Origin of the sequence: Massilia sp. MS-15, from assembly GCF_020176695.1 — a bacterium.
In the GTDB taxonomy this organism is placed as follows: Bacteria; Pseudomonadota; Gammaproteobacteria; order Burkholderiales; family Burkholderiaceae_D; genus Telluria; species Telluria hydrophila.
Genome location: NZ_JAIWIA010000057.1, coordinates 1 through 18,026, shown reverse-complemented (window position 1 = coordinate 18,026; position 18,026 = coordinate 1). Strand labels below are relative to the sequence as shown.

21 protein-coding genes are annotated in these 18,026 nt (G+C 67.9%); 9 read left to right on the top strand and 12 right to left on the bottom strand.

The genetic code is table 11. The features are described 5' to 3' along the window. Positions 1 to 294: 294 nt before the first annotated feature. From galT to LCI23_RS18705, 4 genes are read left to right on the top strand one after another with little or no spacing between them, the layout of a single operon-like run. The gene (gene galT, locus LCI23_RS18720; protein ID WP_224947965.1) at positions 295 to 1,392 is read left to right on the top strand and encodes a galactose-1-phosphate uridylyltransferase; all 1,098 of its coding nucleotides are present in this window, start codon (positions 295 to 297) and stop codon (positions 1,390 to 1,392) included. Then, on the top strand, positions 1,389 to 2,501 hold the full coding sequence (locus LCI23_RS18715) for a Xaa-Pro peptidase family protein (protein WP_224947964.1): 1,113 nt from the start codon (positions 1,389 to 1,391) through the stop codon (positions 2,499 to 2,501). The genes galT and LCI23_RS18715 overlap by 4 nt, the downstream gene beginning before the upstream one ends. Beyond that, positions 2,498 to 3,586: a galactokinase gene (gene galK, locus LCI23_RS18710; RefSeq protein ID WP_224947963.1), complete on the top strand. Its 1,089-nt coding sequence runs from the start codon at positions 2,498 to 2,500 to the stop codon at positions 3,584 to 3,586. Before LCI23_RS18715 ends, galK begins: the two co-directional genes overlap by 4 nt. Further along, positions 3,583 to 5,421, top strand: a complete 1,839-nt coding sequence (locus LCI23_RS18705) for a glycoside hydrolase family 2 protein (RefSeq protein ID WP_224947962.1) — start codon at positions 3,583 to 3,585, stop codon at positions 5,419 to 5,421. Before galK ends, LCI23_RS18705 begins: the two co-directional genes overlap by 4 nt. Before the next feature lie 87 nt (positions 5,422 to 5,508). Here LCI23_RS18705 and LCI23_RS18700 read toward each other — a convergent pair whose 3' ends face one another. From LCI23_RS18700 to LCI23_RS18690, 3 genes are all read right to left on the bottom strand, one after another. Next, positions 5,509 to 6,027 carry a hypothetical protein gene (locus tag LCI23_RS18700; RefSeq protein ID WP_224947961.1) on the bottom strand — a complete coding sequence of 173 codons (519 nt, stop codon included), beginning with the start codon at positions 6,025 to 6,027 and terminating at the stop codon, positions 5,509 to 5,511. A 184-nt stretch (positions 6,028 to 6,211) separates the two neighbouring features. Further along, positions 6,212 to 6,613 carry a VanZ family protein gene (locus LCI23_RS18695; RefSeq protein WP_224947960.1) on the bottom strand — a complete coding sequence of 134 codons (402 nt, stop codon included), beginning with the start codon at positions 6,611 to 6,613 and terminating at the stop codon, positions 6,212 to 6,214. A 45-nt stretch (positions 6,614 to 6,658) separates the two neighbouring features. Next, positions 6,659 to 6,970, bottom strand: a complete 312-nt coding sequence (locus LCI23_RS18690) for a hypothetical protein (RefSeq protein WP_224947959.1) — start codon at positions 6,968 to 6,970, stop codon at positions 6,659 to 6,661. Positions 6,971 to 7,251: 281 nt separating this feature from the next. Between LCI23_RS18690 and LCI23_RS18685 the strand changes: the two genes are divergently transcribed. Beyond that, positions 7,252 to 7,410, top strand: a complete 159-nt coding sequence (locus tag LCI23_RS18685) for a hypothetical protein (RefSeq protein ID WP_224947958.1) — start codon at positions 7,252 to 7,254, stop codon at positions 7,408 to 7,410. Between the two features lie 18 nt (positions 7,411 to 7,428). Here the strand turns inward: LCI23_RS18685 and LCI23_RS18680 are convergent, their stop codons facing one another. From LCI23_RS18680 to LCI23_RS18665, 4 genes are all read right to left on the bottom strand, one after another. Continuing rightward, positions 7,429 to 8,193 (bottom strand): SDR family NAD(P)-dependent oxidoreductase, encoded by a 765-nt coding sequence (locus LCI23_RS18680; protein ID WP_224947957.1) that lies wholly within the window; start codon positions 8,191 to 8,193, stop codon positions 7,429 to 7,431. A 66-nt stretch (positions 8,194 to 8,259) separates the two neighbouring features. Then, positions 8,260 to 8,769, bottom strand: a complete 510-nt coding sequence (locus tag LCI23_RS18675) for a TPM domain-containing protein (RefSeq protein ID WP_224947956.1) — start codon at positions 8,767 to 8,769, stop codon at positions 8,260 to 8,262. After that, positions 8,769 to 9,623 carry a YgcG family protein gene (locus tag LCI23_RS18670; RefSeq protein WP_374041192.1) on the bottom strand — a complete coding sequence of 285 codons (855 nt, stop codon included), beginning with the start codon at positions 9,621 to 9,623 and terminating at the stop codon, positions 8,769 to 8,771. Before LCI23_RS18670 ends, LCI23_RS18675 begins: the two co-directional genes overlap by 1 nt. A gap of 13 nt (positions 9,624 to 9,636) precedes the next feature. After that, a complete protein-coding gene (locus LCI23_RS18665) occupies positions 9,637 to 10,248 on the bottom strand; it encodes a LemA family protein (protein WP_224947955.1) in 612 nt (203 codons plus the stop codon). 148 nt (positions 10,249 to 10,396) lie between these two features. Here LCI23_RS18665 and pyrF point away from each other — a divergent pair, with 148 nt between their 5' ends. Then, positions 10,397 to 11,224 carry an orotidine-5'-phosphate decarboxylase gene (gene pyrF, locus LCI23_RS18660; RefSeq protein ID WP_224947954.1) on the top strand — a complete coding sequence of 276 codons (828 nt, stop codon included), beginning with the start codon at positions 10,397 to 10,399 and terminating at the stop codon, positions 11,222 to 11,224. 46 nt (positions 11,225 to 11,270) lie between these two features. Here pyrF and sbcB read toward each other — a convergent pair whose 3' ends face one another. Then, positions 11,271 to 12,728 carry an exodeoxyribonuclease I gene (gene sbcB, locus LCI23_RS18655; RefSeq protein WP_224947953.1) on the bottom strand — a complete coding sequence of 486 codons (1,458 nt, stop codon included), beginning with the start codon at positions 12,726 to 12,728 and terminating at the stop codon, positions 11,271 to 11,273. A gap of 108 nt (positions 12,729 to 12,836) precedes the next feature. After that, positions 12,837 to 13,802, bottom strand: coding sequence for a GGDEF domain-containing protein (locus LCI23_RS18650; protein WP_224947952.1), 966 nt, complete (start codon positions 13,800 to 13,802; stop codon positions 12,837 to 12,839). 119 nt (positions 13,803 to 13,921) lie between these two features. On the opposite strand from LCI23_RS18650, the gene LCI23_RS18645 reads away from it, so the two are divergent. After that, complete coding sequence (locus tag LCI23_RS18645; RefSeq protein ID WP_224947951.1) at positions 13,922 to 14,755, top strand: helical backbone metal receptor; 834 nt, start codon at positions 13,922 to 13,924, stop codon at positions 14,753 to 14,755. A 69-nt stretch (positions 14,756 to 14,824) separates the two neighbouring features. Here LCI23_RS18645 and LCI23_RS18640 read toward each other — a convergent pair whose 3' ends face one another. Next, a complete protein-coding gene (locus tag LCI23_RS18640) occupies positions 14,825 to 15,199 on the bottom strand; it encodes an HPF/RaiA family ribosome-associated protein (protein ID WP_224947950.1) in 375 nt (124 codons plus the stop codon). A gap of 123 nt (positions 15,200 to 15,322) precedes the next feature. Next, positions 15,323 to 16,351, bottom strand: coding sequence for a CDP-6-deoxy-delta-3,4-glucoseen reductase (locus LCI23_RS18635; RefSeq protein ID WP_224947949.1), 1,029 nt, complete (start codon positions 16,349 to 16,351; stop codon positions 15,323 to 15,325). A gap of 169 nt (positions 16,352 to 16,520) precedes the next feature. On the opposite strand from LCI23_RS18635, the gene LCI23_RS18630 reads away from it, so the two are divergent. Together LCI23_RS18630 and LCI23_RS18625 are read left to right on the top strand one after the other, a co-directional pair. Beyond that, positions 16,521 to 17,441, top strand: coding sequence for an NAD-dependent epimerase/dehydratase family protein (locus LCI23_RS18630; RefSeq protein ID WP_224947948.1), 921 nt, complete (start codon positions 16,521 to 16,523; stop codon positions 17,439 to 17,441). Further along, positions 17,438 to 17,665: a hypothetical protein gene (locus LCI23_RS18625; protein ID WP_224947947.1), complete on the top strand. Its 228-nt coding sequence runs from the start codon at positions 17,438 to 17,440 to the stop codon at positions 17,663 to 17,665. Before LCI23_RS18630 ends, LCI23_RS18625 begins: the two co-directional genes overlap by 4 nt. A 38-nt stretch (positions 17,666 to 17,703) precedes the next feature. Here LCI23_RS18625 and LCI23_RS18620 read toward each other — a convergent pair. After that, positions 17,704 to 18,026: ATP-binding protein (locus LCI23_RS18620; protein WP_235584491.1), on the bottom strand; the 323-nt coding region annotated here is incomplete at its 5' end.

The window sequence follows — 18,026 nt, the reverse complement described above, 5'->3', positions numbered from 1 at the left end:
TTTGTAGGAGCAGACTTACGAAATGTGGCGAAGCCAAGCAGGCCCGCTTGCGTTCTCCTAGGAGCGGCAGGCCCCGGCCATCGTGGCGTTTTTCCTCTGTCACGCCTGGTCATTGACTGCCGGAAAATGCATGAGTGCTACAGGGAAAATGTGGCGAAAACAGCATGTTAGGATCGGCTTTGCCAGACCGCGAGGCGCCGGAGACCGGTGCTTGCTCGCGTGCATTTACTTAAGCGTTTTATCCCTGTATTTGCCACCCGATTTGCCACCTTTGGACGACACTGTTTGGATGCCATGCACAGCCAAGATCTCAAGAAGCCGGACGGACGCAACCTCACCCTGTACAGCAACCAGCCGATCCCGGAAGGCATCACCGCGCCCAGTCCGTTCGCCGATCCCCAGCATGCCAATCCGCACCTGCGCTGGCACCCGCTGCGCGGCGAATGGGTGACCTACGCCGCGTTCCGCCAGAACCGTACCTACCAGCCGCCGCCCCAGTACAACCCGCTGGCCCCGATGGGCGACCCGCAGCACCCGACCGAGATGCCGGCCGGCGACTACGAGATCGCCGTGTTCGACAACCGCTTTCCCTCGCTGGCGCTGGAGTCGCACGATCCGCCGGCGGTGACGGTGCCGACCGCGCCGGCCAACGGCCATTGCGAAGTGGTGGTGTTCACCCAGGACCCGAACGCCTCGCTGGCCTCGCTGCCCCTGTCGCGCATCGAGCTGCTGCTGTACGTCTGGGGCGACCGCACGCAACGTATCGGCAGCCACCAGCACATCCACTACGTGCTGCCCTTCGAAAACCGTGGCGCCGAGGTCGGCGTGACCCTGCACCACCCGCACGGCCAGATCTACGCCTACCCCTTCGTGCCGGCGGTGCCGGCGCGCATGCTGGCGCAGGAGCGCGAATACTTCCTGCAGCACGGCAGCAGCCTGCTGTGCGACATGGCACGAGACGAAGCGGCCGACGGCAAGCGCGTGCTGTACCAGGACGAGCATGCGATCGCCTTCGTGCCGGCCTGCGCGCGCTATCCCTACGAGGTGTGGGTGATGCCGACCGCGCCGTGCAAGGACTTCGCCGCGCTCACGCCGCCGCAGCGCGCCGGGCTGGCGCGCGCGCTCAAGACCGTGCTGCTGAAGTTCGAGGCGCTGTGGAACCGCCCCTTCCCCTACCTGATGGCCTGGTACCAGGCGCCCACCGACGGCGCCGAGCACCCCGAGACGCAGCTGCACGCGCAGTTCTATCCGCCTTACCGCACCCGGGACCGCCTGAAATACCTGGCCGGCACCGAACTGGCGGCCGGCATGTTCGCGATGGACGTGCTGCCCGAGACCACTGCCTACGAGTTGCAGCAGGTGGAAATCAAGCTGGAGGAGGGCGGCGCATGACCGGACTCCAGCCACGCGCCCGCGAGGTCGCGCACAAGCTGGCGGTCCTGCGCGCGCACCTGGCCGCGGCCAATGCGGGGGCGGTCCGGCTGCGCGGCGTCGACTGGTTCGCCTGGGTGACGGCGGGCGGCTCCAGCGCCGTGCTGCACACCACCGAGCTCGGCGTGGCCGAGGTGCTGGTGACGCCCGACGAAGCCTGCATCCTGACCGATGCGATCGAGGCCGAGCGCCTGCGCGCCGAGGAACTGCCCGAAGGTTTCACCTTCCACGTCGAGCCCTGGGCCGAGCCCGAGCTGCGCGAGCGCTACGTGCGGAACGCCGCGGCCGGACGCGCCATCCTGTCCGACCGGCCGCAGCCGGGTGGCGTCCTGACCGAGCACGCATTGCCCGCCACGCTGCGCCAGCGCCGCCTGGTGCTGGGGCTGGAAGAGCGCGAACGCTACCGCCTGCTGGGCCGCGAGGCGGCCGAAGCGATGGGCGAGGCGCTGCGCCAGGCGCGTCCGGACTGGACGGAATATCAGCTGGCCGGTGCCGGCGCCCAGGCGCTGTGGCGGCGCGGCATCCATCCGGCCCTGGTGCTGGCCGCCGGCGAGCGCCGCCTGCCGGCCTGGCGCCACCCGACGCCCACGTCCGCGCCGCTGGGCGCGCGCGCGATGCTGGTGTTCTGCGCGCGCCGCCACGGCCTGTACGCCAACCTGAGCCGCTTCGTGTCGTTCGGTGCGGCGCCGCTCGACGCGCAGCGTGCCCTGATGGAGGTCGAGGCCACCGGCCTGGCCGCTGTCGCGCCCGGCAACTCGCTGTCGGCCGTGTACCACGCGTTCGACGCGGCCTACCGCCACGCCGACCGCGAGGATGCGATCCGCGAGCACCACCAGGGCGGCATCACCGGCTACCGGGCGCGCGAGATCGTGGCCGGGCCCAGCACCGCCACCCAGCTGGAAGAAGGCATGGCCTTCGCCTTCAACCCCAGCTTCGCCGGCCTGAAGATCGAAGACACTTTCCTGCTCGGCCCGGACGGGCTCGAGAACCTCACGTTCGACCCCGGCTGGCCGGCGGCGGACGTACATGGCCGCAAGCGGCCCCTTTGGCTGGAGGCGCAAGGATCATGATGAACACCGACACCTTCTTCGGCGGCGCGCCGGAAGTGAACGCGTCGGCGCCCGGGCGCGTTAACCTGCTCGGCGAACATACCGACTACAACGACGGCTTCATGCTGCCGGTGGCGACGCCGCAGCGCACGATGGTGGCGATGCGCCGCAGCGGCGACGAGCATTTCCACTTCTATTCGCCGACCTTCGACCAGACCGTCACCTTTGCCCATGACGGCAGCGCGGCGCAGGGCTACGGCAGCTATATCGAAGGCTGCATCCGGCTGGTGCAGCTCGAAGGCGTGCAGGTGCCGCCGCTGCGCATCTACATCACGACCACGCTGCCGGTCGGCTCCGGCCTGTCGTCCTCGGCTGCGCTCGAGGTGGCGACCCTGCGTGCGCTGCGCGCGCTGCTCGGCTTCGAACTCGACGACGTCAGGCTGGCCCGCATCGCCCAGCGCGCCGAGATCGAATACGCCCACGTCAACTGCGGAATCATGGACCAGATGGCATCCAGCCTGGCCGATGAAACCAATATGCTGTTCATCGACGCGCGTACGCTCGAGCACCGGCTGGTGCCGATGCCGCCCGATACCGAGCTGATCGTGATCGATTCGGGCGTGGCGCGCAAGCTTGCCGCCAGCAAGTACAACGAGCGCCGCGCCGAGTGCGAGGAAGCGTCGCGCAAGCTGGGCGTGCGGGCGCTGCGCGACGTCGCCGACCCGGAGGCGGTGGAGAGCCTTCCTGCGCCGATGCGCCAGCGCGCGCGCCATGTGGTGCGCGAAAACCTGCGCGTGCTGGAAGCGGCCGAAGGCGTGAGCGCCGAGCGTTTCGGCGAACTGATGAACGCCTCGCACGTCAGCCTGCGCGACGACTACGAAGTCTCGATTCCCGAACTGGACGCGCTGTGCGACGCCTTGCGTGCCCAGCCCGGCGTGTTCGGCGCGCGCCTGACCGGCGCCGGCTTCGGCGGCGCCTGCGTGGCGCTGTGCCGTGCCGGGCAGGCGGAAGGAGCGGCCGCCGCCGCGCTGGCGGCCTACAACAAGCATGGACGACAGGGCCGGATCCTGGTTCCGGTTCCGACTGAACAGAAAGGACAACAATGAATCAGTTTGAGTATCCCCGTCCCCAGCTGGTGCGCGACAACTGGATCAACCTGAACGGGAAATGGCGCTTCTGCTTCGACGACCAGCTCGAATACCACCTGCCGGACCATGGTCCCGAATGGACCCATGAGATCAACGTGCCCTTCGCCGTCGAGACGAAATTGAGCGGCATCCAGGACACCGGCTTTCACCGCGCCGTCTGGTACGAGCGCGAGTTCGAGCTTGCGCCCAACGACAAGCGCACCATCCTGCACTTCGGCGCGGTCGACTACAGCGCCCGGGTATGGGTCAACGGCCGCCTGGTGGCCGAGCACGAAGGCGGCCATACGCCGTTCTCGGCCGATATCACCGGTGTCATGCGCGCGGACGGCAAGCAGGTGGTGACCGTGTTCGTCGAGGACGACCCGGCCGACCTGGCCAAGCCGCGCGGCAAGCAGGACTGGCTGCTGGAGCCTCACTCGATCTGGTACCCGCGTACCACCGGCATCTGGCAGACGGTCTGGGTCGAGCAGGTCGCGGATACCTACATCGCCTCGCTGCGCTGGACCCCGATCTTTGAGACCTACGAGATCGGCTGCGAAGTGTTTGCATCCGGCCATACCCAGCAGGAGCTGTTCGTCGAAGTCAAGATCTGGCACGGCGAGCAGCTGCTGGCGGACGACTACTACAAGCTGCTTGCCGGCGAGGCGAACCGCAAGATCGCCCTGTCCGATCCCGGCATCGACGATTCGCGTAACGAGATCCTGTGGAGCCCGGAGCGGCCGACCTTGCTCGACGCCGAGGTGACGCTGCGCGCGGGCGATGTCGTGCTCGACCGCATCCGCTCCTATACGGCGCTGCGCTCGGTCTCGATCAACCGCGACCGCTTCATGCTCAATGGCCGCCCCTACCAGCTGCGCCTGGTGCTGGACCAGGGCTACTGGCCGGAATCCTTCATGACGGCACCCTCGGACGAGCACCTGAAGCGCGACGTGGAACTGGTCAAGCTGATGGGCTTCAATGGGGTGCGCAAGCACCAGAAGATCGAGGATCCGCGCTTCCTGTACTGGGCCGACCGCCTCGGCCTGCTGGTGTGGGAAGAGATGCCCTCGGCCTACCGCTTCAGCTCGCGCGCGATCACGCGCATGGTGCGCGAATGGACCGAAGCCATCCAGCGCGACTACAGCCACCCCTGCATCATCGTGTGGGTGGCCTTCAACGAATCCTGGGGCGTGCCGAACCTGACGCTCACCCAGGCCCACCGCAATGCGGTCGAGGCGCTGTACCACCTGACCCGCACGCTGGATTCGACCCGGCCTGTGATCGGCAACGACGGCTGGGAGGCCTCGGCCACCGACATCCTCGGCATCCACGACTACGACTGCGACCCGGAAAAGCTGCAGGCGCGCTACGCGGTGACGGACCCGGTGCGCACCCTGTTCGACCAGCGGCGTCCGGGCGGGCGCATCCTGACCCTGGATGGCTTCCCGCACCGCGGCCAGCCGATCGTGCTGACCGAATTCGGCGGCATCGCCTACGATCCCAAGCAGGACCCGGACGCGGACAAGACCACCTGGGGCTATTCGCGCGCGCATTCGGCCGAAAGCTACCTGGGGCTGTACCGCGACCTGCTGCGGGTGGTGAACGAGACCTTCATGTTCAGCGGCTTCTGCTATACGCAGTTCACCGACACCTTCCAGGAAGCGAACGGCCTGCTGAACGCGGACCGTACGCCCAAGCTGCCGCTGGAGGTCATCAGCGCGGCCACGCGCAACGTGGCCCTGCAGCGCAAGGAGGTGGAGACGGAAGGGGACCGCATCCCGGGTGGTACCGGCGTGCCGAAGACCGATCCCTGAGCCGATGCAGGACGCTCGGGCGGCGGACAGTGCGGGGGCGCACCGGCCAGGCGCGCGCCGCGCCCGGATGCGGGCGCGCTGCCGTGTTCAGCGCTGGATCAGGCCGCCCGTCACATGGACCCGGTCGCCGCTGCGGAAGTCCGGCGTGCGGTCCTGGATGATGACCTGGTTGCTGCCGTCGTCCATGCGCAGCGAAATGCGGTAGGTGTTCGATCCGCCGCTGGTGCCGGTGCTTCCGGAGGAGCCGCTGCTTCCCATGCTGCCTGAAGCGCGCGGGATGACTTCGATCGCCAGCACCGTGCTGTTGGGCGCCGCCGCGGCCTGGGATGCGGTGGCGCCCGCGCTGCCCGAACTGCCTGATTGTTCCCATGCGGATGCGGTACCGCTGCTGCCGGTGGGATTGCCGGCGGCATCGGTGGCGCTGCCCGCACCGTGGCTGCTCGAGCCGCCGCTGCCGGTCGCCCCGCCGGTACCGCCCGATCCGCCCGAGGTGGCGCCACTGCCGCCCCCCGCCGCGTCGTCGCCGCGCATGCCGGCGCATCCGGACAGGGCCAGCGCCGCCGCCAGCACGCCCGCCAGGATCGTGCTCTGCTGTCTTTGCTTCATGATGGACTCCTTTGGTGGATGTCGAATGTCGATGTTCAGTCAGGATCTTCAACGAAAGCGTGACGATGCCGCGTGCCACCGCAGTGAGAGGGGAGAAGCGCGCCAGCGTTCCAGTTCACCCGGTTGAGGCTGAGCTGGATCAAGCGGCTCATGGGGAGCCGGGATTTTTCCGCTGCGTACGAGGTCAGCGCTGGCGCGCGGACCTTGGTGCCGGTGCCAGCAGGGCCAGCAGGGTGGCGCTCGCGAGGGCGGCGCTGACGTCGATCATCCAGTCGCGAATGTCGCCCGAGCGGTAGGGCAGGAAGCTTTGCACCAGTTCGTCGCCGGCACCCATCAGGGCCACGGCCAGCACGGCCTTGGCCGCGCGCGCCGCCGCGCTTCCCGTACTGCCGAAAAACCACAGCAGGGTCAGGCCGGCATAAGCCAGGCCATGCAGTACCACGCCTGGCGCGAACTGGCCGACCTCGGCGCGTGCCCCGGGAATTGAACCCGCCACGATGATGCCTGCATACAGCAGCAGGGCGGTCTTGATGCGGGCGGAACGCAGGCGGGGATCGAGCAGCAGGAGGGTCAGGAATTCAGGCATACCGGCAACCATAGCATGCCGGCCGCCTGTTCCGCCACACCGCCACTAGATCGAGAGCGCGGGAACGCCGTTGGCGTAGTGGGCGTCGAAGCAGCTTTCGCAGTCGGCGCAGAACAGGTGGGCCATGCGCACGCTTTCCTGGCGCAGCACCAGCTTCAGGTGGCTGCACTGGCACTTGGGGCAAATCTCGCGCAGGTTGCCGAAGGTGAGCAGGTCGAGTGGTGCGTTCTCTGAAGCGAGGCCGTCGACGACGGCCAGGGGATCGAGTTCGCTCAGTACCAGGGTGCCGCCGGCATGGCGGCGCAGCGCGGCGCTGTCGGGGGGGGGGGCAGGGGTCTCGGATGCACGCAGGTTCATAGGACAGGCTCCCATTATCGTGTGGTCATCGTAGCCTGCGGATGGTGCAAAGCGCAGGCTGGAGCTTCATCATAGCCAAATCCCGCGTGGCTGCAAGCTCTACCGGATATTTTTAGCAGAAGGTTTCTGTGGAGATAAAAAAATGCCTGCCGAAAACGGCAGGCACAACCCACATCGGGCCAAGAGACGTATGCGTCAACTATAGACCTGCATTGTGACGACGACGTGACGCAAATCAAACGCAGTTAAGTTCGCGGAACTTTGAGGAAAAAGCGAAGTTCATGCACAAGCAAAAAAGCATAAAAAAAAGCCCGCTTGCGGCGGGCTTAAAACTATTTTCTTGGAGGAGAATAGTGGAGACAGGTGAGATTATGTTGCGCCGCGAAATATATGTCCAATTTAGTTATTGGATACCAGACATTGATATCAGTGATATCTGATGTCACAGGCGTTGTCCCTCAATCGCGTACCGGCACCGTATAGTTCAGCGCCATCCGCCCGCCATCCGCATACAGCGTCTGCCCGGTCATGTAGGACGCATCATCGCTGGCCAGGAAGGCGCAGATGGACGCTATTTCCTCCGGTTCGCCGCAGCGCCCGAGCGGGGTGCGCGACAGGATCGTGTGGCGCGCTTCCGCACTGCCCAGCACCGCCTTCTTCGCCAGTTCGGTCAGGATGGTGCCCGGACCGATGGCATTGACCCGGACGCCGTGTTGCGCCAGGCTGATCGCGGCCACGCGCGTGAGCTGGTTGACGCCTCCCTTCGAAATCACATACGGCACCTGGTTCGGGATGGTCAGCTCGGCGTTCACGCTGGACATGTTGATGATGCAGCCCGACTGGCGCTTGACCATCTCGCGCGCCACCGCCTGGCTGCACAGGAACATCGATTTCAGGTTGATGCGCAACACGCGGTCGAAGTCGTCTTCTTCGAGCTCGAGGAAGCCGGCGGCATGGGTCACGCCCGCATTGTTGACGAGGATGTCGACCTGGCCAAAGGCGTCCAGGGTGGCGGCCAGCATGGTCTCGACCTCGGGCTTGAGGCTGACGTCGGCCTGGTGGAAGCGGGCCGACTCGCCGAGCGCCGCTGCGGCGGCCTGGCCTTCGGGACGGATGTCGACCAGCATCACGCGCGCGCCTTCCTGCACCAGGCGGGTGGCGCAGGCCAGGCCGATGCCCTGGCTGGCGCCGGTCACGATCGCGGTTTTGTTGGCTAGTCTCATGGCAGGCTTTCGAAAAGGGAAAGCCGCCATTGTATCGGCTGCCGGCATGGCCGGCGCCAAGCGGTACTACAGCATCATGGGCCGGTCCGGCAGTTCGTTGGGGCGGCTGCCGCTGGCGGGGAAGTGCTGGCGCAGCAGGCCGTTCACTTGCCCGACCGCGTCCAGCGTCGCCTCATGGAAACGGCCCTGCCTGAAGCCATCCGTCATGGTGCGGCAGACCGCCTGCCAGGTGGCGCTGTCGATCCTGCGGTCGATACCGCGGTCGGCCACGATGTCCACCTTGTGTTCGGCCAGGTTGATGTAGATGAGGACACCGCAGTTCTCTTCGGTGTCCCAGACGCCGTAATCGGCGAACAGGGCCAGCGCCCGCTCGCGGTTGCTCACGCCATGCCAGGCCTCGTCGAAAGGCAGCGATTTTTCGACGATCAGGCGCACTTCGCCGCGGTGGGTCTGTTCGCCATCGGTGATCGCCTGCGCGATCGCGCCCAGCGTCGTTTCCGGGAAGGCCTGTTCGGCTTCGCCGCGGCGGCTGCTCAGGTGGCGCCAGGCGCGCCGGATGCGTTGTCCGATGTCCATTACCAGTCTCCCGAGGCGCCGCCGCCGTCGAAACCGCCCCCGCCGCCGGAAAAACCGCCGCCGCCGAATCCGCCGCCACCGCCGAAGCCACCGCCACCGCGTCCAATGCCGCCCAGGACATTGCCGAGGATGATGCCGGTCGCGACGTCACCCAGGCCGCTGCCGCGCCGGTGGCCCCAGTGGTTGGGCGAGAGCCGGCTGCGGCGTGGCCGGAAAAGCGAGCGCAGCATCGCAATGCCGAAGAACAGCATGACGATCGCAAACACCGGGATGCCGCCGGACTCCTGCTGCGCCTGGCGTTGCTGGCCCTGCTGGGCCGGCGCGGGGAAGCTTTCCTCGTTCAACAGGGTGGCGATGGCGCCCACGCCGGCCACCAGGCCCTCGTAATAGTGGTTCTGGCGGAAGTGCGGGGCGATCACGTCCTGCAGGATGCGTTTCGACTGGGCGTCGGTCAGCACCCCCTGCACGCCGCGTCCGGCCTCGATGCGCAGCCGGCGCAGCGCACTCGGGTTGTCACGCGCCACCATCAGGAGCACGCCGTCATCGACGCCCTTGCGTCCCAGCTTCCAGGCATCGGTAACGCGGATGCTGTACTGCTCGATGGCTTCGGGCTCGGTCGATTTCACCAGCAGCACCGCGATCTGGCTGCCGGTGCGCGCCTCGTAGTCGGCCAGCACCGCCGTGAGGCGTTCGCGCTGGGCCGCGTCGAGCATGCCGGCCTCGTCGACCACGCGTCCGCTCAGTGCCGGTACCGGCTTGATCTGCGCAAAAGCGGGCGCCGCCTGCAGGCAGGCCAGCATGCAGGCCAGCAGCAGGACCCATAGCGAACGCGGCAGTGTGCTTCCGATCGGCATCGTCGCGGGCCGCTTACTTGCCGAAGTCGACCGTCGGCGCCGTCGAGATCGCCTTTTCGTTCTCGACCGTGAACGAAGGCTTGGTCTCGTAGCCGAAGACCATCGCGGTCAGGTTGGTCGGGAACTTGCGCACGGTAACGTTATAGTCCTGCACCGACGCGATGTAGCGCTGGCGCGCCACGGTGATGCGGTTTTCCGTGCCTTCCAGCTGCGACTGCAGGTCGCGGAAGTTGGCGTCGGCCTTCAGGTCGGGGTATTTCTCGGAGACCGCCATCAGGCGCGACAGGGCGCCCGACAGTTCGCCCTGCACCTGCTGGAATTTCTGGAAGGCGGCCGGGTCGTTCAGCACTTCCGGGGTGATCTGGAAGCTGGTGGCCGCGGCGCGGGCGCGCGTCACCGATTCCAGGGTCTCGCGCTCGTGGGACGCATAGCCCTTGACGGTGTTGACCAGGTTCGGGATCAGGTCGGCGCGGCGCTGGTACTGGTTCACCACTTCGCCCCAGGCCGCCTTGGTGGCCTCGTCCTTGGACTGGAACTCGTTGTAGCCACAGCCGGACAGCAGCGAGCCGGCCAGCACGGCGACGGCCAGGGTACGGGTCCAGCGCGAGAAGAGGGAAGTCGTCATGATCGTATTGTCGAAGGCGAGTTGTCGAATGGTCAAAATATACATCATGTAAACATTTTCCGGCGCACCAGCACCATGTGCCCGAGGGTTTTCGGTGGCCGCGGGTACAATATTGGGTTTGCAATGCCTGACTGACAAGGGGCCTGACGTGACTTTCATCGATCAACTCTCCGCGGCCTGGACCCGCAACGATTCCCTGCTGTGTGTCGGACTCGATCCGGACCCGGCCCGCTTTCCAGCGGAACTGGCGGGCCAGCCGGACGCCATCGTGCGCTTCTGCAAGGCGATCATCGACGCCACCGCCGACCTGGCCTGCGCCTTCAAGCCGCAGATCGCCTACTTCGCGGCGCTCGGCGCCGAGGCCCAGCTGGAGCAGATCTGCGCCTACCTGCGCGAACGCTATCCGCACATCCCGCTGGTGCTGGACGCCAAGCGCGGCGATATCGGCGCGACCGCCCACCAGTACGCGCGCGAAGCCTTCGAACGCTACGGGGCCGATGCGGTAACGGTCAATCCCTACATGGGTTTCGACTCGGTCGAGCCCTACCTGGAATGGACGGACCGCGGCGTGATCGTGCTGTGCCGCACCTCGAACGCGGGCGGCTCGGACCTGCAATTCCTCGACGTGGGCGGCCGCCCGCTGTACCAGCACGTGGCCCGGCTGGTGGCCGAGCAGTGGAACCGCAACGGCCAGCTGGCGCTGGTGGTGGGCGCGACCTTCCCGGACGAGATCGCGCAGGTGCGCAAACTCGTGGGCGACATGCCGCTGCTGATCCCGGGTGTCGGCGCCCAGGGCGGCGATGTGGAGGCGACCGTCAGGGCCGGCCGCACGGCCGGCGGCACCGGGATGATGATCAATTCCTCGCGTGCGATCCTGTACGCGGCGCCGCAGGCCGGCGAGGACTTCGCGGCGGCCGCGCGCCGGGTGGCGCTGGAAACGCGCGACGCGATCAACGCCGCCCGCGCCCGCGCCTGAGCGCCACGCGCATTGGGCAAGGCGGCCCGCCGTGGCCGCCATCGCCTCACATCCGGCTGGGCGCGATGCCTTCCGCGTAGTCGTACAGCGCGCCGAGGATCTCTTCGGCGCGCTCGTCCGCCGTCTCCGACAGCGCATCGATTTCCCCGAACAGCTGGTCGATCGTGCGGGCTCCGCCGGCACCGTCGAACAGGCGCGCAGCGCGGTGTCCGTCCCAGCGCTGCCTGTCCGCTTCCGATAATGTTTGCGGGAAGTTGCGCGCGCGATAGCGGAAAAACAGTTCTTCCAGGCGCTCGTCCTCGAACGAAGGGCGCATGCCTGCCAGGGCTTCCGGTTTCTCGTGGCGCAGCGATTCCAGCTTGCGCCGGTCGCCATTGCCGATGAAGCCGCCGTACAGGTCTTCGTCCACGTCCACCTCAAGCGGCGACGCCGGCTTGCGGAACACCTCGGCCCAGATCGCGCCCATGTCGCGCGCGCGCGCGCCCTCCAGCGCCAGGGCGGCGTGGGTGCGCGCCTGCTCGACGTCGATGTCCCAGCGCGCCGCCATCGCAGGCTGCAGGGTCTTCAGGTTCCCCACCAGCATCGGCGACTTGTTCAGGTGCACACTCTTGATCGGCAGCCGCGTCATCCCTTCCGGCATCTCGGCGCTGCGGGTGAACAGGCGGGTGCGGATGGTGTCGACGTCCAGGCCGAACAGTTCGGACGGATCGTGGCGGCAGTCCCAGACCAGGACCTCGTTCTTGTTGGTCGGGTGCTGGGCCAGCGGCCAGACCAGGCCCAGGCAGCCGTGCTCGACCGGGAACATCCCGGAGACGTGCAGGAAAGGCTGGCGCTGGCTGGGGTCGAGGTGCAGGCCCATCTCGGCGGCGACCCGGTCCTTGCGCCGCAGTTCCAGGCAGAAGTCGAACAGCTTCGGCTGCCTGTCGCGGATCAGGCGCGCCAGGGCGATGGTGGCGCGCACGTCCGACAGCGCGTCGTGCGCCGCCTCGTGGACCAGGCCATTGGCCGTGGTCAGGTCTTCCAGGCGGAAGCTCGGCTTGCCGTCTTCCTTGCGCGGCCATTCGATGCCATCGGGACGCAGCGCATGGGTCATGCGCACCACGTCCAGCAGGTCCCAGCGGCCGCAGCCGTTCTGCCATTCGCGCGCATACGGGTCGATCAGGTTGCGCCAGAACAGGTGGCGCGTGACCTCGTCGTCGAAGCGGATGGTGTTGTAGCCGACGCCGATGGTGCCCGGCTCGCTGAAGGCGGCCTCGATGGTCCGGGCGAATGCATGTTCGGGTACGCCGTGTTCCAGGCAGTGCTGGGGCGTGATGCCCGTGATCAGGCAGGATTGCGGATCGGGCAGGAAGTCCGGCGCCGGCTGGCAATACAGCATGATCGGTTCGCCGATCTCGTTCAGCGCCGCATCGGTGCGGATCGCGGCGAACTGGGCCGGGCGGTCGCGGCGCGGGACCGCGCCGAAGGTTTCATAGTCGTGCCAGAGGAAGGTATGCGTGCTCATGTGTTTTTGCTGGTGTCGCAGGGGCGCCGGACGGCGGGCAGGCGCCATGGTGGCACAGAATGGGCGCGCCGTCAGCCGCCGCCGTCAGGCCCCGGCAGCGGGAATGGGCTAGACGCTGACCCGGTCGCGTCCGGACTGCTTGGCGCGGTACAGGGCGGCATCGGCCGCCGCCATCAGCGCCTGTTCGTCGGCGCCCGGCACCAGGCTGGCCACGCCGAAGGAACCCGTGATGTGGGGCAGGGGCAGGCGCATGTCGGGAAAGACCATGGTGGCGCGCAGGCGCTCGGCGAGGCGCTCGGCCACGATCTCGGCCAGGGCGGTCTGGGTATCCGGCAGCACCGCCATCAGCTCTTCGCCGCCATAGCGCACCGCGAAATCCGAGGGGCGCAGCGATTCTCGGATCACCCCGGCGGCGCAGGACAGGGCGGCGTCGCCAGCCAGGTGGCCGTGGGTGTCGTTGAAGCGCTTGAAGTGGTCGAGGTCGATCATGATGACCGACAGTGGGCTGCCGTCCTGGCGCGCACGCGCCGCCAGCTTGGGCAGCATGTCGTTGAGCCAGGCGCGGTTGTACAGGCCGGTGAGACTGTCGTTGAGCGAAAGCTGGCGGTAGAACTCGCCCAGTTTCTGGCGCCGCCTGAGCTGGGCGTTGGCGGCGCGCACCCGGAACGACAGCAGGCGCAGCAGGTTGCGGGCCAGCACGTTCGAGCGGTCGATCAGCTGCCAGACCAGTTCCGGTTCGATCACCAGCAGTTCGCAGTCTTCCAGCGCGCGCATCGCGGCCAGGTTGACGGCATCGTCCAGCACCGCCTGCTCGCCCACGCTTTCGCCAGGCAGCACGCGCGTGACGCCGCTGTCGTCGCTGCCGCTGTGCGCGTCCGGCGCCACTTCGAGTGAGCCGGACAGCACGATGTAGAGCCGCGCGCGCAACCCGTCCTCGATACGCTGGCCGGCGCCAACCCGGACCAGCGCGCAAGGGGCGAGCGCGGCCATGACGCCGGGATCGTCGGCGTCGCGAAACAATTGCAGGTCGCGCAGGCGATAGCGCGATGCACCAAAGGTGCCGATCTGGTCCACGGTAGTCTCGTGCGGGAAGTGTCATTACAGGATCGTCGATCCGGGAATGATAACTCATCGCAACTCGTGCGCGTGCGCGGCATTTCCAGAAACAAGGCCTGGCCGCCATAATGGCGTCCATGACAGCGCCCCCGACACCCCCACGGATACCAGCGTCCGGCCTGGTCGACGCCCTCGGCCACCAGCACCATCCCGCCAGCGCGCCGCGCATCGTGTCGCTGGTGCCCTCGATCACCGAGCTGCTGTGCGAGCTCGGCCTGGCCCGCTACCTGGTCGGGCGCACCGGTTTCTGCATCCATCCGCGCGCGCTGGTCGAGTCCATCCCGAAGGTGGGCGGCACCAAGGACGTGAACATCGACAAGATCCGCCGGCTGGCGCCGACCCACCTGGTGGTAAACATCGACGAGAACGAGAAGCCGACTGTCGAGCAGCTGGCGCAGTGGGTGCCGCATATCGTGATCACGCATCCGCTGGTCCCTCGCGACAACCTGGCGCTGGCGCGCCTGATGGGCGGGATATTCGGGGCGGAAGAAGCCGCGGCCCGGTGGTGCGCCGCCTTCGAGCAGGAATACGCGGCCCTGCGCGCCCTGCCGCCGGCGCCGCCGCGCACCGTGCTCTACTGCATCTGGCAGGACCCGTGGATGAGCGTGTCCGGGGATACCTATATCGCCGCCATGCTGGCCGAGATCGGCTGGCGCGTGCCCGTGCTGGACGGCGCGCGCTATCCACGCTTCGCCTGGTCGGAGGCGCTGCTCGGCCAGCTCGACGCGGTGCTGCTGTCCACCGAGCCCTACCGTTTCACGGAAACGCATGCCGATGCGCTCGAGAAGCAGCTGGGGATCCCGGTGTTCCTGGTCGACGGTGAGATGATGTCCTGGTACGGCAGCCGCGCGCTGGCGGGCCTGCGCTACCTGCGCACGCTGCGCGCGATGCTGGAAGGCGGTGGAAGATAGAAGACGCGCCCGGAGCCGGGCGCGCACAAGACAGCGCAGGCCCAGGAGCAGGGCCTGCGCGGAACGGAATCAGGAGTCGGTCAGATGCTTGTCGGCCAGCGGGTCGATGACCGGCACCGCGTCGTGCTTGTTCTTGTCCTGCAGGCGGCCGATCGCGCTGTCGAGGGCGCGCGCCAGCTTGCCGCCGGCATTCTTGATCGACTGGCGCAGGTCGTCCGAGTGCTCGTGCACGACGATCGGCTGGTAGCCGCGCACGCGCGCTTCCATCATGCAGGAATTGCCGCCATCGGCGCCTTTTTCGCGGTTTTCATTGCTCAGGTGAACTTCGACGCTGGTGATGTGGTCGTTGAAACGGTCGATCGCGCCGCGCACGACGCCTTCCACGTGTTCGTCCAGGCCCTGGCGGTTGGTGATGGTGCGGTCGGTATTGACATTGATCTGCATATGCTTGCTCCTGTTGTCATAACGCTTACATCGTACTCGCGGCTGCGTCGCGGCCGCGTCCTATGATGGCAGATATGGGCCAATTGGCAAGTTGCAAGCCCAACATGAGGCCGCGGCTGGAATTCAAGGCTGGGCCAGGTCGGCTTCGGTGGTAAAGGCGTCGGCGAAGAATTCGTCCTCCGGCAGGCCGCATTCGGCCACGTAGTCGCGCCGCGCCGATTCGACCATGACCGGGGCGCCGCAGGCGTACACCTGGTGGCCGGACAGGTCGGGCAGGTCCTGCATGACCGCAGCGTGCACGTAGCCAGTGCGGCCCTGCCAGGCGTCTTCCGGCAGCGCGTCCGACACCACCGGGATGTAGCGGAAGTCGGGCAGCGTGGTTTCCCAGGCGCGGCACAGCTCATCCATGTACAGGTCCTGCGGGCGGCGGCCGCCCCAGTACAGGCGCACCGGGCGCGTGGACTTCAGGTGCATCAGGTGCTCGACCAGGGCCTTGACGGGGGCGAAGCCGGTGCCCGAGGCCAGCAGCACGATCGGCTTGCTCGATTCCTCGCGCAGGAAGAAGGTGCCGAGCGGGCCCTCGAAGCGCAGGATGTCGCGCTCCTTCATGGCGCCGAACACGTGGTCGGTGAACAGGCCGCCCGGCAGGTGGCGGATGTGCAGTTCCAGCGGGCCGCTGAACGAGGGTGCGCAGGCGATGCTGTAGGCGCGCCGCTTGCCGTCCTTGAGCAGGAATTCGATGTACTGGCCGGCGCGGTAGGCCAGCGCCTCGTTGGCCGGCAACTGCAGGCTGACGATGGCGACGTCCGGCGCGGCGCGCTGGATGGCGGCGATCCGGGTCGGCATCTTGCGCACCGGGTATTCCGAGCTGCCGCCCACTTCGCGCGCTTCGATCACCAGGTCCTGTTGCGGCACGGCGCAGCAGAACAGCGACATGCCCTCGGCCTTCTCGGCTTCGCCCAGGGCGCGCTGCTGGTGCGGCTTGTGGACGACCTCGCCCTCGGCGACCCGGCCCTTGCACGAGCCGCAGGCGCCGTTCTTGCAGCCGTAGGGCAGGCCGATGCCGGCGCGGATCGCGGCGGAGAGGACGGTTTCGTCGGCCTCGCAGGTGAACTGGTGGCCGCTGGGCTGGACGGTGATCTGGAAAGTCATGCAGGCGAAAGGATGGTTGCGGTTGCGGATAACAGGGCGGCAGGCGCCGGCTGCGGCGGTGGCCGCTATTCTACACCGGCCCTCCAGGCCCCGTGAAACGCCTGGCGGCGTGCTAGAGTAGTCGGCTTTCAGACAGCCCTGCCGTGCATGACCCGTGCACGATCCTTCCATGATCCAGCCTTCCGCCTTCCACCGTCCGCGCCTGCTCATCGTCGGCTGCGGCGACGTCGGCATGCGCCTGCTGCCCCTGGTGCGCGACCGCTTCCGCGTGTTCGCGCTCACCAGCCAGCGCGAGCGGGTGCCAGTCCTGCGCGCGGCCGGCGCGGTGCCGCTCGTGGCCAACCTCGACCAGCCGCATACCCTGCGCCGCCTGCACCGGCTGGCCGACTGGGTGGTGCACCTGGCGCCGCCGCAGGCCGAGGGCCGCCAGGACCGCCGTACCCGCCACCTGGCCGCGGCGCTGGGCCGCGCCACCGGCATGGTGTATGTGAGCACCAGCGGCGTGTATGGCGACTGCGCCGGCGCCCTGGTCCCGGAGACCCGGCCGGTGGCGCCGCGCAATGCGCGCGCCTGGCGCCGCGTCGACGCCGAGCGGGTGCTGCGCGGCTGGGCGCGCGCGTCCGGCACCCGCCTGGCAATCCTGCGCGTGCCCGGCATCTATGCCGCCGACCGCCTGCCGCTCAAGCGCCTGGCGCAGGGCACGCCGGCGCTGCGCCCGGAAGACGACGTGTACACCAGCCATATCCACGCGGACGACCTGGCGCGCATCGTCGCGCTGGCGCTGCTGCGTGGCGGCGGCGGAAGGGTAGTGCATGCAGTGGACGATACCCGCCTGAAGATGGGCGAGTACTTCGACGCGGTGGCCGACGCCTGCGGCCTGGCCCGTCCGCCGCGCCTGGCGCGCGCCGAACTGGAGAAGGTGGTGACGCCAGTGCTGCTGTCCTTCATGTCCGAGTCGCGCCGCCTGGAGAACGGACGCCTCAAGCGCGAGCTGGGCGCGCGCCTGCGCTATCCCGACGTGGCGGCGGCGCTGGCGCAGCTGCCCGCGCCTCCCGTACAATCGGGCCTTCCGAAAGAGAGGCCAGCATGACCTACGAAGAATACCTCGACGAAGTGACCACCCTGATCGTCGAAAAATACGGGGTGGCGGATGCCGCCGCGATCAAGATCGTCGTTGACGCCCAGGACCGGGAATACTTCGTCGCGCACGACGACAAGCCGGAGATGCGCACCCTCGAGCGCGCCCACACCGACGCGCGCAGCCTGTACCAGGCCAGCGCCCAGGCCAAGGCCGGCGCCGGCAAGAAGAAGTAGCGGCCGCGCTGCCGCTGCCTGCACCTCAGGCCGGTACCTCAGGCCGGCACCGCGGGCGGCGTCGCGCCCGCCTGCCGGCGAAGCGTGGATGCTGCTTCCGCCCGGCCGCAGACCGGCACGCTCACGACGACGGCGGTGCCGCCGCGTGGCCCGCTGTTGATCGAGAAGCTGCCGCCGAGGATGTTGATCCTTTCCTCGATGCCCACCAGCCCGAAGGACCCGCTGCGGTTGCGGCTGCCCGGGCCGATGCCGATGCCGTTGTCGCGGACCGTCATCGTCAGCGTGCCGGCATGCTGGCGCAGGTCGATCCATACCCGGCTCGCCTGCGCATGCCGGGCCACGTTGCTGAGCGACTCCTGCA

Coding starts and splice junctions, on each gene's coding strand:
- sbcB (WP_224947953.1), bottom strand. CDS start 12,728: ATGAGCACGCATACCTTCCTCTGGCACGACTATGAAACCTTCGGCGCG.
- LCI23_RS18635 (WP_224947949.1), bottom strand. CDS start 16,351: ATGACTTTCCAGATCACCGTCCAGCCCAGCGGCCACCAGTTCACCTGC.
- LCI23_RS18685 (WP_224947958.1), top strand. CDS start 7,252: ATGCACAAGCAAAAAAGCATAAAAAAAAGCCCGCTTGCGGCGGGCTTA.
- LCI23_RS18715 (WP_224947964.1), top strand. CDS start 1,389: ATGACCGGACTCCAGCCACGCGCCCGCGAGGTCGCGCACAAGCTGGCG.
- LCI23_RS18695 (WP_224947960.1), bottom strand. CDS start 6,613: ATGCCTGAATTCCTGACCCTCCTGCTGCTCGATCCCCGCCTGCGTTCC.
- LCI23_RS18630 (WP_224947948.1), top strand. CDS start 16,521: ATGATCCAGCCTTCCGCCTTCCACCGTCCGCGCCTGCTCATCGTCGGC.
- LCI23_RS18640 (WP_224947950.1), bottom strand. CDS start 15,199: ATGCAGATCAATGTCAATACCGACCGCACCATCACCAACCGCCAGGGC.
- LCI23_RS18675 (WP_224947956.1), bottom strand. CDS start 8,769: ATGGACATCGGACAACGCATCCGGCGCGCCTGGCGCCACCTGAGCAGC.
- galK (WP_224947963.1), top strand. CDS start 2,498: ATGATGAACACCGACACCTTCTTCGGCGGCGCGCCGGAAGTGAACGCG.
- LCI23_RS18705 (WP_224947962.1), top strand. CDS start 3,583: ATGAATCAGTTTGAGTATCCCCGTCCCCAGCTGGTGCGCGACAACTGG.
- LCI23_RS18665 (WP_224947955.1), bottom strand. CDS start 10,248: ATGACGACTTCCCTCTTCTCGCGCTGGACCCGTACCCTGGCCGTCGCC.
- LCI23_RS18690 (WP_224947959.1), bottom strand. CDS start 6,970: ATGAACCTGCGTGCATCCGAGACCCCTGCCCCCCCCCCCGACAGCGCC.
- LCI23_RS18670 (WP_374041192.1), bottom strand. CDS start 9,623: ATGCCGATCGGAAGCACACTGCCGCGTTCGCTATGGGTCCTGCTGCTG.
- LCI23_RS18680 (WP_224947957.1), bottom strand. CDS start 8,193: ATGAGACTAGCCAACAAAACCGCGATCGTGACCGGCGCCAGCCAGGGC.
- LCI23_RS18700 (WP_224947961.1), bottom strand. CDS start 6,027: ATGAAGCAAAGACAGCAGAGCACGATCCTGGCGGGCGTGCTGGCGGCG.
- galT (WP_224947965.1), top strand. CDS start 295: ATGCACAGCCAAGATCTCAAGAAGCCGGACGGACGCAACCTCACCCTG.
- LCI23_RS18645 (WP_224947951.1), top strand. CDS start 13,922: ATGACAGCGCCCCCGACACCCCCACGGATACCAGCGTCCGGCCTGGTC.
- LCI23_RS18625 (WP_224947947.1), top strand. CDS start 17,438: ATGACCTACGAAGAATACCTCGACGAAGTGACCACCCTGATCGTCGAA.